Raw genomic sequence first — 14,751 nt, 5'->3', positions numbered from 1 at the left:
TCACTTATAACGCAAACAACGCGCTGACGATTAACAACGCTCTGATCTCTGGATTGGCTGCGGATGACTTCCTCTTCTACTAGACCACACGAAGGTGGCGCAGCTCTGCTGCGTCACAAACCCTTTCTACGGAGTCAGCGTGCGGGCAACCCGTCGAACAGCGCCTCAGGCTTTGCGACCGATACGCGTTCCAACGTGTTGATGGAGACGTGCGGCCACCTTGCTCGACCCGGGTGACCATCTGGCCGATTGATGAAGTCTAGGATCACGTTCTGCGCGTACTGCATGAAGTACCGAGGCTGGCCGGATGCCGCATCCTCGATTTCGTAGAGGGTAAAAGTCGAGTTCATGGCCGTTGTATCGGCCTGCCTCGTAATGAATGGGGTATTCCCAATACTGGGATTACCTACCCTGTGAATTCCTGCATGGTCTTTCGTCGAGTCAACGCTCAAGCGGATCACGTTCTTTATCGTCCCGATGCGCTTTAGTGTGCTTTCAAGCGTGACTGCGAGCAGTCGAGTCGGATCAACAGGATCCATGCCGTCGAAGCCTTGGATTGCGACCGTCCCTTTGAATGGATTCTGATGAAAGTACCTGAATGGCCCGAAGTAGTCGATGCGAATTGTGTTGGTGCCAGCTACTAGGATCGGATCCAAGGCTCGCTCGTCTGGATCATGGCCACCTCCGATAACAACGCCATTGATGCGCGGAACTAACCCGCTGCTATTCGGCTCCAGTTGTTCAGCGGATCCCACAGCGATAAAGCTATTTCCGTGAGGGATGCTGCCCATGCGAGCAATGTCGATCTCCTGACCACTAAATTCGTCTTGGATAGTCAGGTTGGTCATATACATCCAAAGGCCGGGCTCATGATGTATGCCCTTACCGTCAAACTTCTCTGAAATTTTACTATTTCCGAATATAGTTTCCGTTTTTCCTCGCGCACTCACAACGTAAGCGTCTTCAGAACTAATCTGAGTAATTTTTTGTATATAACTTAACGCAACTGCGATTTGGTCTGCCACAGCACCGTTGGCGTCGACCCCTCTATTCGGAACACCTTCGTCGGCGATGATGAAGCTCAGAGTCTCGTCATACTGGTTCATCAACAGCCTGTAGCCGTTCTCTCCTGCGTCACCGAAGGGCAGGGCCATCATGTTGAACCCTTGGCCCTTCAGTTCTTCCGTGTTCACCCAATTGCCCGGCAACCACTGTAGCGGGCCAAGTTTCGGATCGTCCGGCTGCGCGACGAATATCTTGCGGCCCTCAGCCGCCATCTCCGCAACCAATGCAGCGCTCATCACCATGTTGATGCCCCCAGATCGTGGCGCGCCCCTCTGCAATCACCACAAAACTTAGCTTTTAATACGCACCGCAGTTCTCGCAACAGTGTTTTTCCGAGCGCGCAGCGGCCTCTGGGTTGAGCGCCAGCGGCAACGGACGAAGCACGCTCACATCATTTGGTTGAGAACCAACACAGGTTACTACAGAGAAGCCCGCTAACGCAATTTTCCTCGCCGCCAAGCCCTTCAAAATCGATTCCGTTGCGATCGCCAGATGGTATCAACCTGCGTGGCTATTGGCTTTTCATTCACCGATCTGCGTCACCGATCATGTATTCCAGCCAGCGAACGGCCATGTGAAGTCGCCGCCGCTAGCAAGGTTGGCGGGCCACAGCGCAATCTGATTCATCTGGTCGCCGTTTTTCTGCAACTGGATAGTGACCAGCGGCCTCCCCTCGTTCAAACCGTCCGCATTGAAGGCTATATTCGAATAAAAGCTTCGCATGCTGAAGGATGGATCGGCCAAGGCGGCGATGACGTCAGCCGGGTCCACGCTACCGGCGCGGCGGAAGGCCTCCTGATAGACGAGACCACAGGCCATCGCCCCGGCCGACAGATACGACGCTTCCTTGCTGAAGCGCTCGTAAAATTCACGCGCGAAGGCGGCCGGTGTCACGAAGCGGTCGTGGCCATGAGTCCGCTGCGCGGCCGACCACATTGATGCGCCGGACATATGCTCGGCAAGCTTGCCCAATTGAGCGGAAAATTGCGGAAAGGCGGGCCCCACACTGAATATGACAGCTTTGGGCGCCCAGCGCCCGGCCGACAGCGCGCGCACCGCAGCCATGCTTTCGGGCAGGTGGCCGGTGATCGCCAGCACGTCGGGCGCGAGTTCCTCGGTCAGTCCGACAAGCCGTTCGAAGTCGCTTGCGAGATGCTCGTAGAGAAGTACCCCCTGATCAGCCGAGGCCGGATCTCCCCCCGTGAGCACGCGCATGCCCAGATCGGCCTCGATGAAGGTGGCGGTCGTCTTGGCATCCTGAAGCGCAGCCGGGTCCTTGCAGGACCAGAAAACCGCCGTGGCCGGCGGCGTGGAGAGCCGCGAAAGAAAGACGAACGTCTCGTTGAGAAATCCCTTGGCGCTCGACATGATACCGAAGATGTTGGGCAACTGCTGCTCGTAGATCATTCCCGCCGCGCCGCTGGCGGTGACCAGCGGCAGGCCGCGGTCGGCGGCCATCCGCGCCGCATGCAGGTTGGGCGGGGAGGGATAACTGCCGAACAGATAACGGGCCCCATCTTCGTCGATCAACGCCTCGGTCACCTCTTCGACGCTGTTCTTGCGGGTGGGGGTTCGTTCGGTCCAGGGCTTTTGCCACGGTTGCGGATCCCGCTTGGGATCGAGGCCGGTGTGCGATTGTGTGTCGCGATAGACTATCTCGACATCATAAACCTCGTTGCCGACCAGCATGCCGCCCGCGTCGTTAACCAATTCCTGCCAGAACTGGTGCCCGAGCCTCATGTCCTGGCCCTCTTCGAAGCTGCCGCCCGACGATGGCAATGCGGCGCCGAAGACAAGGCGCTTGCGCGCGGGGCGGTCCGAAAACGGGGCCAATATCAGTCCGTTAGGACCACCGCGCGTCGGGATGCGGTCGACCTCTTCCCAGCGCTCCCAATCGACCTTGGACAGATAGCGCGAGCGACCATGCGAGACATAGGCGACCGAACTGCCCGGCACGGTCTTCACATGGATCGGGTCGGATCCGACGATCATCCGCCGCACCTCGTTGGTCGCCAGGTCGATCCGGATCAACTGACCTTCCCATACGGCGGGGCAGAGCAGATAGAGCCCGTCGGGTGTCTGGCACGAATAGAGGAACTGGCGGACGCCCGGCACTTCCTGGCGCCAGGGAGAGGTCAGCGAAGCGGGATCGACCAGCCGTACCTCGCCCGATGCTGAGGCGATAAGTTGCGAGCCGTCAACCGTATAGCTCAGGCCGCGGATCGCTCCCTTCGCGTGGAAGCTGCGCAACCGCGTCCGCGTGCGAACATCGAATTCGGATACCCCGCCAGGTCCCGATGTCACCCACAATCGCTCGCCGTCGGGACTGAACAGCAGGTTATGCGTCCCTTCGGGCAGGGCAAAGCTTGCGTCTGGCAGCGCATCGCCAGCCACCGGGGCGCCGAGCGTCCATGCGGCCAGAGGATGGCGCGGTTTCGCCGCATCCGCGAGATCGTAGATGAGCAGGGCGTCGTCGGTTTCGACATTGACATAGAGTTGCCTGCCGTCGGGCGTTAGCTGCAGGCCATGCGGACCGCGAAACCGGCCAAATTCGGCAGGCGTGCGAAAGGTGTAGAGGCGATCGACCTCGACCTTGCGCCGGACGTCGATGATCGAGATGCTGGCGCCGGGCTCGCCGATGCGCTCGTCATAATCCTTGACCCCGAAATTCGAGACATAGAGATGTTCGCCATCGGGAGAGAGGCACAGCTCGTGCGGCCAATGGCCGACGCGAACGCGCGCGACCTCCGCGCCCGTCGCCGAGTCATAAAAGCCGACCGAGGAATCGCTTTCCTCGGCACAAATGATGAGCATCCTGTCCATCGCCACGCTCCTGCTTTGAGGTCGCCCGATTCGTCAGTCCTTGCGCGACACGATATTCTGCACCGCGGTCAGCGCGGAGACGACGGCGCCCTCGATCCAGCCCTGTTCCATCGCGCAATGTTCGCCGGCGAAATAGAGGCGTCCCTCGGGCCGCGTGACAACCGCATATTGACGCAGGTCACCCGGACGCATGAAGGAGAAAGCGCCGGCCGACCAGCGAAAGCGGCTCCAGTCGATCGACGCCGTTTCAAGAACCATGTCCTTCCGCATGATCTCGGGATGGATCTCTGCGACACATTTCCTGACGACGATCGCTCGATCGGCCTCCGACAGGCTGCCCAGCCGGCGGGAATCGGCGCCCCACACATAGCTGCCGACGAGCGCGCCGGGGCCTTTGGTGGCGACCTCGGGCTTGGGACGGCCGAAGTCGATCTGGTCGGCGAAGTGGACCATGCCCGCCTGCCGCGGCGCGTCCTTCGAGACTTTTTCGGAAGAGTCTGATGGATAGTAGATCTGCCGATTGATCAGGTCCATCTGCGATCCCCCGCCGAAGATGTTATATTCGGTCTCCCAGAAGCGTTCCGCGCAAGAGAAGAGAACCTTGGCCGAATCAGCATAGCCATAGGTGCGGATGGCGCGCTGCTTGTCGGCGGGGATGCCGCTCACGACCATCTGGCGCATCGTCGAGAAGGGAAGGGTGCAGATCACGAAATCGGCATCGACGCGCTCGATTTCACGGTCACGGTCGGCCTTGCCGCCGGCGGGCGTGCCGAGGGTCAGCTGGACGCCGCCGCGCTGGTTGTGGATCGCCAGCACCTCGGTCTTCAGCTTCACCTCAACGTTGCCCCGGCTGCGAACGGCTCCGAAGATCGCCGTCGGCAACAAATCGGTACCTCCCTTGATTTCGTGCAGCTTCGAACCCTCCTGCGCGATTTCCTCGCGCATGAACATCGTCGCGGCCATGTCGCCGAACATCTCAAGGCCCGTTGCGACCCCGACCAGTTCGACCGCGTCGTTCGTCTCGAGCTGACGCCCCCAAAACTCGCGCAACGACATCCGGTCGTATCGCGCGACGAGGTCGGTCATTGGCCCCTCGCCGAACAGCGCCTTGCGGCTCGCCGGGTCTTCCCTGATCTGCTCTGCCGCCTTCGACACCACGGCCATCAGCGCCGCGGCCGGCGCATCGCCGTCGGCGAGCAGCGCGAGGTCGTTTTTGCCGAGCGTGAAACCTGGCAGAAGGCGGCTCTTATATTGGCTGTGCGGCGCCGAAATGCCGCGGAAATGATAGAAGCTGTCCGGGTCGTCATGGTGACTGAGGAACGGCCGGGTCTTCAGGTCGAACAGCTTGATGTAATAGAAGATATTGTGATGGACCTCGTGGATGCGCATCGCGCCCAGCTCATGATATTGGCCGTTGTCGAAGCGCTTGGTCCATACGCGTCCGCCGACGCGATCCTGCGCTTCGATCAGCGTGATTTCATGACCTAGCCGCGACAGTTCATAGGCAGCGACGATGCCGGCCATGCCTGCACCGAGAATGGTGATGCGCTTGCGGGGCGCCCCGGCATCACTTGCGTCGATCCGGTCGATCTGCGCTCCGACATCCGCCACTGACATGTTTCTTCCCTCCTTTGTCGCCGCTCAAGGGGCGGCCTCGTTCAGTCGCGCCGCCGGATCATGATCCGTCGGCCTGCCGCATTCGGCTGGCGTTCGAGGACCGATTCGATCGCGCCGTCGAACGGGCGATCGAAGGGGTATCCCATGGCGCGCATGTCGGGGTAACGGTCCTTGGCACCGCAAAAGCTCATCGAGGCGCAGCGATGCTCTTCCTCGACCCGGTCTTTCTCCCAGTCGGTCACCAATACCCAGAGGTGAAACGCCATGCCCGCCTCGGTCCCGCGCGGGAAGAGCAGGCTGTAGGGATAGCCGCAGCCGCAATAGGCGCGATCAAAGTTGAAGTCGGTTAGCTCTTCGTAATATCGATCAAGAAGCTTGCGATAGGCTGCAATCTCGACCTCTTTGGCCGGCGTTCCGAGTTGCTGTCTCGCGACGATCAACTGGGCTTCGATCGCATCGAAGTTGCCTTCCTCGCCGAAACGTTCGATGCGGAAACCCACCGCGCTGTCATGATAGCCAATCAGCGCTTTTGCCATCTGCTCCAGGTCGCCCGCCGGCACTTCGCGGACGTAGACCTGCACTGCGGCCAGCAACCAGCCGCCGAAAGACGGATCATAGGTCCGGTTGTAGGAACCGGGGTCCTTGATCACGGGCTTACGTACGATCGACGACTGCTCGTCATGTCGCCAGACGATGTTCCGGCGATCGTCGCGCGCGTTCAGCCGCGTCCGGAATTTGTCCATCTCGATATATTTGCGGCGGTCATCCTCTTGTCCCTCGGGCACCATGAACAGCCGGACGGTCACGTCTCGCGGCTCGGGATGATGATTCTCGATCCGCAGGAAAAAGGTCACCGCATTATGGTTCAGATAGGGATAACCAAAGGGCTCGCCCTCATAGACGATTTCGTCTTGCGCCATAAAGGTCCGCACCTCGCCGGTCGTGGCCAGCGCATACGGCGCACCCGTTTCCGGGTCCGACCAGCGGGCTTCGCTGCCGGCGAAGTCGCCGCGCCAGTTCGCGCCGCCGAACGCACCCGCAGCGATGGCATCCATCGACAGGCCCCGTTGGCGGAGCGTCTCGACCGCCGCGCGATCGCAGAGGATCAGGTCCGGCGACCACGGACCGCCATCGGACGCGCGGCCGGACCGCAGCGCAACGTTCGGTGCGTCCGACAGGTCGTTGACCGGCTGTGTTTCCTGCCAGTCGAACGACAGGTCGTCGATCGCCTTGTGCCACTGGAAGAAAATCGGGTCACGGAACGAAGTTTCCGGGCGTGCCATCACGCCGAGGGGCTGGTCCTTGCCGTTGTCGGGGTCGTGACAGGCGGCGATGAAGCGATGTCCGTTATTGTGGAAGCTGCCATAATAGCTCGAGTCCACGTTCTCGAGGTTGCTCGCCTCGATCGTGTGACCGAGCAGGTCCGGCGTGATCCGCAGCAGGTTGCCATCCTTGTTGCGCAAATAGCCGCGCCGGACCGCGTCGCGCAGCCGCGAATAATGGCTGTCCTGCGCAGCGACGGTCAGCTTGAATCTGCCGGGGAAGCCGTACATCGGCCGGTCGAGATCGGCGATCCGCAAACCGGCAGGACGGGGCGCACAATAGGGAAAGGACGCGGCGACGAAGGGGCCGGGATCATAGCCCGAGGCCATCGGACTGGTCATGTCGTCGAACGGACTGGTCGGCGGCATGCCGAGCGCGAGCCGCTCCGCGTCGTAGCGCGCCAGCATCTGCTGGTGCATGTAAAGGAACATTTCGCCCTGGCGATCGCGCACCTTGTTGCGGATGCCCGCAAAGGGGTAGACGATATGCCAATGTTCATGATGTTCGTTGAAGATCGGATCCTCGCGGAACCAGTCGAGTTGGTTGTCCGGCGCGGTGCTGCCCGCGCCCGCGCGCGACGGCAGCACCCAATAGGGTGAGCGCACTGCCAGCGGCGGCACGCTGAAGCCCTGCACGTCGGCGAAATGGGTGAGGAACATCATCAACACGACCGAGGCGAGTTCGGGGTTGCGCGTCGCGGCGAGCTCGCGGCAGGCTTCAACCGCCTGATCCACAAGTTCGGCCCGATTGGCGGCTTGATCCTTACGTTCCCCACGCATCTCCGCCAAACGCGCGCTGGCGCCTGCCATCAAGCTGCTCGCCAATGTCGCAGCTTCGCGCGCATGCGCCTCGACGAAGAGCGAAAACTCCTCTGCCTGCTCGACAGGTGCGACCTTCTCCACCGAGGCGAAGGTTCGGGCCCGGGCCGCCCGGACGGGCGACGGCTCGACCTCCTTCAGGAAATTCCAGATCCGCGACTGGGCGGATGCTTCGCGTTCGTCCATCGCCATCGAACCGCTTCAGGACGCAAGGGCGCGGTGCAGCGCCTCAACCAGATGGGGGTGGCGGGCGCCCGTTTCGCCACTCATCAGCATCTCGAAATGATCCGCCGACACCTCTTCCTGATGAATCGTGTAAGCCGTGTTGCGCCCGATCTGGTCGTATAGATCGATTGCGACGCGATGATCGTACATGAGCGGGGCGCCGTCGACCGTGCGCACCACCTTAGCGTCGTCGGGACCTTCGACCGCGACGATCTTCTTGCCGACATAACCGAAAAAGCCGCCCCCCGCGTAAGCGCGTGTCGCAACCAGTGCCAGCACCGCCTCGATCGGCTCGCCGTTCACGCGAAGCGAGATATAGTGGCGCAGAAAGGGTGCGTCGGGATTGGTGATCTTCGTATCAAGGTCGAAGGCGACCTCGTTGCAGCGACGAAAACCCAGCGTCGCATAGATTTTATCGATCTTGGCCGCATTGTAGCGCGAGATGACATGGAAGAACTCGTGCAGCAGGAGCTTCTCGGACAGAGAATTGCGATTGAGATAAATCGCGTTGGCGCGCGTATAACCGTTGGCGCCGCCTTCCTCCCAGCCGTCGGTCTTAACGATCACGATCGTTTCGGGGAGTTCGACCGCGAGCTTCAGATCCTGCATGCGTTGATTCGCCACGGCGATCACCCGAGTGAGATAGGCGACCTCGTCCAGTGTCCAGCCGTGCACGTGGCGGGCGGCATTCTCCAGATAGCCTTTTTCGCTGACCGCACCCAATGTCATCGTCTTCGCCGACCTGTCGAACAGCGACTGATTCTGGCTGTAAGAATCGGATTTGGCGATCTCCACGCGGCCTTCCTCCCGCGTCGTGAAAGCCACACGGGCTTGACAGAGGTCGGGGGTTTTTATTGGCATCGATATGCCTCCGTCCGCGAGTCGCGTCAGCACGCCTCTACGTACAATGATACGCGTACCTTAGTTGAGCAAGCGGAAGTAGAATTTTGTACGCCACGCGATCTATATTGGCTGTATCACCTTCGGTGAACTCGACATTATTGTTGTGATGCGCTTGCTTGTTGCTGTGATCGATGAGATAGTCCTACATTTGCTCACCACGCGCCGGGACAAGGTGACCCGAGCAAATGAAAATTGTTGCCGGTCATCGCAAACAGCGCCGGACGGTCCGCTGTCGTCGTGCGGAATGTTCGAAATCAAATATCTGTTTTCCCGATTAATGCTCACAAGCGGCCAAGTTTTCAATCGGCCAAGTTCGCTGGTTCGGGGCAACATCAGAAAGATTCGAACGTCCGCTTCTGCTGGAGGCTGACTTTCTTCGCCGAGCCCTTAAACGACGGGTATGTCCCAATGCCAGTCGGTCGGCCTGCCCTGAGAGCCGTTAATGAACCAACGGAAGGATTCGAGGAGTAGATTTGAGGTGCCGAACGTCGGCCTTGTTGGCGATAGCAGGCCTACCGCAGCGTCATTCACAAACGCACAGATTCATGCCGCTCATAAAGCCCGGTCAAATCTGCATGCGCGACCCGAAACTGACTGCGCCGCTTGATCTGCGGTGCCGGGGATGAGGCATTCTCCACCTTGATCGCCGGATCATAGTAGACCGTGCCTGACGCAAAGGCCTTCAGAAACAGGAGGAAGTCAGTCTGCTCGCAAAGCAGGACCTGCGCGCCATAGCTGTATTCGGGCGGCGGCGTGCGGAACAGCGAAGGGACATAGGCAGCCTGCGCATGTTTTCGGTTCCAGTGCGCCATCAGCCCTTTGAACGTCCATGAAGCTGCCACAGCATCGTTGGCATTGATGAGGCTCATGCCGCCATTCAGGTCAGTTATCTTGCCCGAAGCTTCGTCATAACCCGTCAGCACCATGCGCAGGCCGGTCAGATGATTGGCTTCTCGCCGACAATCATAGCGCCCGCCGAAATTGAACCGGTCCGGGACCCCGGCCTGATCGGGATAGCCGAACAACTTCAGAAACTCCGCGATGCCTTCGTCGCGATAGATCCCGCCGGTCGGCTCGGGTGTCATCAGGGTCACCGGCGACTTCGTCCGGAAGGCCATGAAGTCAGTGACGCCATACTGCTTCACCTCCCAGCCCATAAAATCCGGCTCGGCATAGCCGTTGGGCGTGATGCCCAGCTCTGCTTCGAGCGTGTAGCCGCCCCCATTGCGCGCGGCATAGGGTGCCTTCGTTCCGTCCCGCGCCAGCTTCTGCGACGCGATCCACTGCAACCCACAGATCCGGCGCAATTCGCTCAACAGTCGGTCTCTGGGGCTCTCCGCACGGTCGAGCGTCAGCGGCAGTTCCAGGAAGACGCCGATTGTCGGCCAGTCACGGGCGTTCAGTTCCCGGGCAACCGGATGCTCCGCCCCTGCCGCATAGCCCTGTACTTCGCCTTCCGCTGTAATGCCCAGGATGAGTACCCGGCCTGCATCCCGGACGCGCATGATCTCATTTGGTGCACCCCTGCTGCCGAGCAGGAAGCCCGATAAACGAACTTCGGGGTATTTGGGGTAGAGGATGAGGCCTGTGTTGGGGGCCAGGTGCCGCCCGTCTGCATCTATCCAGCTAAACCTGACAGGCGCCTTTGCCCGATCCCGGACAGCGCCGGCGATGCCGGTATCATCCGTATAGATTTCGCCGTGCGGGATGATGTTGAGTGCCGAAAAGTCACGGCCAAGGAAGACCTGATTTTTGGAATTGTCGTTCGGGGCAAGTTTCTTGGCATAGATTCGGGAGGCGCCGTGATGGCGCATCTGATCCAGCAGCTGTCCAAGTGACGCGACCAACTATCCGCCCCTGATCGTGATTGACTGTTCGCCTGTCTGTATCCAGGCTGCCAGCCGCTGCATAGCATCCCCGAAGTCGGGTCTGGTCCGGCCCTTCAGGGCACATTCCCAGACTGTCGCAACACGCCAGCCCGCATCCAGCAGCGCTCTTGCCGCCCTTTCGTCATTCACGACATTGCGGCCGATCTTTTCGCGCCAGAACTCCTGCCGCGTGGCCGGCCATCGGAACAGATGGCAGTCATGCCGATGCCAGAAGCAACCGTGAACGAAGACAACCGCCCGGTGTTGGGGAAAGACCAGGTCGGGCTTTCCGGGGAGCCCCTTCGCATGCAGCCGGTAGCGCAGCCCGGCCGCATGGAGAGCCTTGCGGATCAGCAGTTCAGGTCTGGTATCCCGGCCTTTGACAGCCGCCATATTCCGGCTGCGGGTCGCTGCGTCGTGAACGTCCGCCACACCTCAGGCGGCTTCACGCCGGCGCGTCGTCTCTGTCAGTGCCTGGATATGCGGCTGCATGATCCGGGCGACCGCTTCGAAGACCGGGACGGCGACCGAGTTTCCGAACTGCTTGTAGGCCTGCGTATCTGACACGGGGATGCGGAAATCATCGCCATAACCCATGAGGCGCGCGCATTCGCGCGGCGTGAGCCTGCGGGGGTTGTTTCGCTTACCCTGGCTGACGAGGATCTCTGATCCATCCTTGTAGTAGCGGGCAGAAAGCGTGCGCGCGACGTCATTTGGAGTCACGAGGCCGAAGCCGAAGCCGTTCCCAGCCGCCTTATGCTTGTCGGCATAGCCCTGCAGATACTGCCAGAGCTTGTCAGTGAGGGTGTATTTGCCATTCACTGCGGCATCCGGGCCAAGCGTGTAGGGCGCTTCGGCTTTCTCGGAGCCATTCTCCGGGTGAAGGATCGTCTTCAGGCGGATGCTGCCTTTGGGCGGCAATTGCAGATCGTCCCAGCTGAACGGGACCTCCTCGCGGAAGCCAACAATAACGATCCGTTCGCGATGCTGCGGCACAAAATGCTGGGCATCGATCACCTTGTGCCAGACCTTGTAGCCAAGCTCGTCGGTCAGGGTTTTCAGGATCACCTGAAAGGTCCGTCCCTTGTCATGGCTGGTGAGGTTTTTGACGTTCTCCAGCAGGAAGGCCGCCGGACGCCGTGCCTTCAGGATGCGTGCGACATCGAAGAACAGCGTGCCCTGGGTTTCATCCAGGAAGCCGTGCAGGCGCCCGAGCGAGTTCTTCTTGGAGACGCCGGCAATCGAAAAGGGCTGACAGGGAAAGCCCGCCAGCAGGACATCGTGCTCCGGGATCTCATCGGTTCCGATCGTCGTGATGTCGCCGTGCGGGGGGTGATTGTCCCGGAAATTGGCGGCGTAGGTTTGCTGCGCATATTTGTTCCACTCGGACGTGAACACGCAGTGCCCGCCGATCGCATCGAAGCCGCGGCGAATGCCACCTATCCCGGCGAACAGGTCAATGAAGTTGAACCGGCCGCCACCGTCACCCTGCGCGTGGGCTGCCATGGAGCGTAACAGGCCGATTGCCGCTTCCCGCGGCTTTCCATCGCCCGCTTCCCAGCGCTGCACCTGCCGCACGCTGTAACCGGTCAGCTGCGCGAGATCATCGACAGAAAGCCCGGCACGGACGCGAAGAGCGGCAAGTTCGTTGAGCATATATCCCCTGGGACGATTTTCGACATGGTGTCGCTATGGAGCCCAGTTGGCAAGCCCTGCAGGCAATTTTGTTCGTATTTTGTTCCTGGTGGCACCACGTCATCCACAGGAGATTTCTGAAGCCGGACGCTTTGCGCCGCGGCCATCAGTAGAAGGGAGGAATCCGGATGCCGACGGAAGTGGTATGCGACAGGCTCGGACGGCGGAACTGAGGCACAGCCTGTCAGCTGATTGACGGCCCTTCCCGTCGCCGTCCGATCGACCAGCTGATCCCGTCCTCCCGCATAATGCCGGCAACCGATTTTCCGAGCTGACGCTCCAGCACCGGCCGCCAGGGAACGAGCGCAAAATCCCGAGCTCTTTCCACCAGTGTGAACCGGCCACTCACCATCTCGACTGATCGACGACAGATCCCTTCCACGGGCTCGCCATCTGCGATCTCAACGAATGGCAGATTGAGCTCGGCCGAAAACTGCGCCGCAACGCGCAACAGCTCTCTCCGCTGAAGGGCCGCCAGCATCCCGCGCGGAAAGGCCGGGCCATCGGCGCCGTCTTCCGCATATCCCTGCGCCACCAGCCACTGTCGTCGTTGCGCCTGCGCAGCACCGACCTCCCGCCCGAACCCGGCTGCGCGAAGCGGCTCAGGCGAGCCAGAGACCAGCTCCCGATCAATCCAGGTGGCAGCTTCTGTATGGACCAGTTTCTCGAGTGGCTGCGTAGACAGGATGACCACCGAGACCGGTCGGTCGCGCAGTTGCGCCGTCTCAAAGGCCTCAACCCGCTCCAGATGATCGACCGGAATGGTCCAGCTTCCCGATGCGTCCCGCTCGACAAGACCCGCTTTCCGCCGCAGCGCCTCCAGCCGCCGGACATGCGCTTCGGCGAACGCTTCGGTTGCACGAGGGTCCTGGCACAGATGCGCTTCGATATCGTAGCGGCCGTCATTGGCGGCAGCGATCCGGGCGATCGTGCGGTCGACGTCGCGGACTTCGGCACGCGCGGGCTCGACCCGAACAATGGCGCCCGTCGCCAGACCGCTCGCAATATCCTCGCCGCGGCCGATCGCGACATAATGGCTGCGGCCGTCGACAGCATCGACGATCAGATAATGGCGGTCGGCATGTTCGTCAGCGAGGCCATGCTCCGCCACCCGACCGACGAGCGAACGCGCCTCGGGAAGCGCCGGATCGTAGATGGCCTGCTCTGCGGCGGCAGGGGGCGTGTCCCGGCCTGAGAACTCGCGCTGCATGGTACGGATGATGTCGCCTCGCTCTCCCATGCGCTGCAGGGTGTCGGCAAGTTCAGGCGCCAGCCGGAACCGGCCTGCACCAATCGGCGTTGCAAGTCCCATCCGCTCAAGCTTTCCGAGGCGCCCGGCACGGAGCGACTGGTCGACGGCCCTGGCCTGATCGCTGCTGACGATCCGGTTGATGTCGGCCGATCTCAGCAGCATGCGGTCGATAGAGGTGAGGCGCTCCTGGCCAATTTCTGCGCGGAGCGTCTGCGCGATTTCCCGGTCCGTGCGGGGGCCAAGATCGAGTTCGACAAGTTCGGCAGCCCGCTCACGAATACCGACCGTCAGATAATCGCGCGCGATCACCAGATCAGCGCCCGCCGCGTCCTTGCCCCGTACGACAATATGGGTGTGCGGATGTGCCGTGTTGAAATGGTCGACCGCGACCCAGTCGAGCCCGGTCCCGAGATCCTCCTCCATCCGCGCCATCAGTCGCCGGGCGAGCGGCTTCAAATCCTCATATTGGTGGCCATCCTCGGGCGAGACGATGAAGCGGAACTGGTGACGGTCGCCGGCCAGCCGCCTGTTGAACGCGGGCCCGTCAATCGCATCGCTGTCGCGACCGTAGAGGGCACCTCGCTCGCCCACGCGCGTCGTGCCGTCGCGTTGCAGATATCGGAGGTGCGCGGCAGCAGCCGAAGACCCCTTGCCGGCGAGACGGACAATACTGGCCTTGATGATCACCCGGCGCCGCCCAACGCCACGAAATCCGTCGCGGCTGGCAAGCAGGCGCCCGATCCCGGCGCCGCGACCGATCCGGCTTCCGGTGAAGCGGCTCTTTCGCGCTGCCTTTCCGGCTCCTCCTCGAGCCAGATTGGCGGCGGCAAGCACCCGGCTAAGGTAGCACTTTGCAGGCCTGATCCGCTGCTGGCGCTGGCGCCCGAGACGTGGGGTCAGGCTTTCGTCATCGGTCATGGGACAAGCTCCCGGAGAAATGGAACGCCTTAAGCCACCTCGCCGGTGCAACCGGAGCGGGGGTGCCCTCCAGACAATTCAGATCGCAGTGCAAACGGCGCGACCGGCACTGCCCGGAATGACCCAGTGCCATCCCTGAACCCAAAAAGAGATGTGCAGACAACAGCTTGAGGCAGCGTGGTGCCGGAGCTTTATCTTGCCTTCCGCCGACCTCACCTCCCCGCGATTCTGTGTTCTCTCCCCG

The 14,751-nt window shown here is 61.4% G+C and carries 9 protein-coding genes; all 9 read right to left on the bottom strand.

The window, feature by feature from the left end:
- Window positions 1-134: 134 nt before the first annotated feature.
- A complete protein-coding gene (locus IM784_RS10505) occupies window positions 135-1,307 on the bottom strand; it encodes a heme-binding protein (RefSeq protein ID WP_199555277.1) in 1,173 nt (390 codons plus the stop codon).
- Window positions 1,308-1,611: 304 nt separating this feature from the next.
- Complete coding sequence (locus IM784_RS10500) at window positions 1,612-3,888, bottom strand: ABC transporter substrate-binding protein (protein ID WP_199555276.1); 2,277 nt, start codon at window positions 3,886-3,888, stop codon at window positions 1,612-1,614.
- Window positions 3,889-3,921: 33 nt separating this feature from the next.
- Window positions 3,922-5,505, bottom strand: a complete 1,584-nt coding sequence (locus IM784_RS10495) for a flavin monoamine oxidase family protein (RefSeq protein ID WP_268920833.1) — start codon at window positions 5,503-5,505, stop codon at window positions 3,922-3,924.
- Window positions 5,506-5,546: 41 nt separating this feature from the next.
- Window positions 5,547-7,838 (bottom strand): tyrosinase family protein, encoded by a 2,292-nt coding sequence (locus IM784_RS10490; RefSeq protein ID WP_199555274.1) that lies wholly within the window; start codon window positions 7,836-7,838, stop codon window positions 5,547-5,549.
- Between the two features lie 9 nt (window positions 7,839-7,847).
- Window positions 7,848-8,666 carry a hypothetical protein gene (locus IM784_RS10485; protein ID WP_199555273.1) on the bottom strand — a complete coding sequence of 273 codons (819 nt, stop codon included), beginning with the start codon at window positions 8,664-8,666 and terminating at the stop codon, window positions 7,848-7,850.
- Between the two features lie 635 nt (window positions 8,667-9,301).
- Entirely contained in the window at window positions 9,302-10,621 is a 1,320-nt protein-coding gene (locus IM784_RS10480) for an MvaI/BcnI family restriction endonuclease (protein WP_199555272.1), read from the bottom strand.
- Window positions 10,622-11,074: a very short patch repair endonuclease gene (locus IM784_RS10475; RefSeq protein ID WP_199555271.1), complete on the bottom strand. Its 453-nt coding sequence runs from the start codon at window positions 11,072-11,074 to the stop codon at window positions 10,622-10,624.
- Between the two features lie 3 nt (window positions 11,075-11,077).
- On the bottom strand, window positions 11,078-12,298 hold the full coding sequence (gene dcm, locus IM784_RS10470; RefSeq protein ID WP_199555270.1) for a DNA (cytosine-5-)-methyltransferase: 1,221 nt from the start codon (window positions 12,296-12,298) through the stop codon (window positions 11,078-11,080).
- Between the two features lie 223 nt (window positions 12,299-12,521).
- A complete protein-coding gene (rlxS, locus tag IM784_RS10465) occupies window positions 12,522-14,507 on the bottom strand; it encodes a relaxase/mobilization nuclease RlxS (protein WP_199555269.1) in 1,986 nt (661 codons plus the stop codon).
- Window positions 14,508-14,751: the final 244 nt, after the last annotated feature.

The sequence above is a fragment of the Sandaracinobacteroides hominis genome, from assembly GCF_016464365.1.
Taxonomy (GTDB): Bacteria; Pseudomonadota; Alphaproteobacteria; order Sphingomonadales; family Sphingomonadaceae; genus Sandaracinobacteroides; species Sandaracinobacteroides hominis.
The sequence above is the reverse complement of the archived record's forward strand: the minus strand, read 5'-3'. Positions and strand labels throughout refer to the sequence as shown.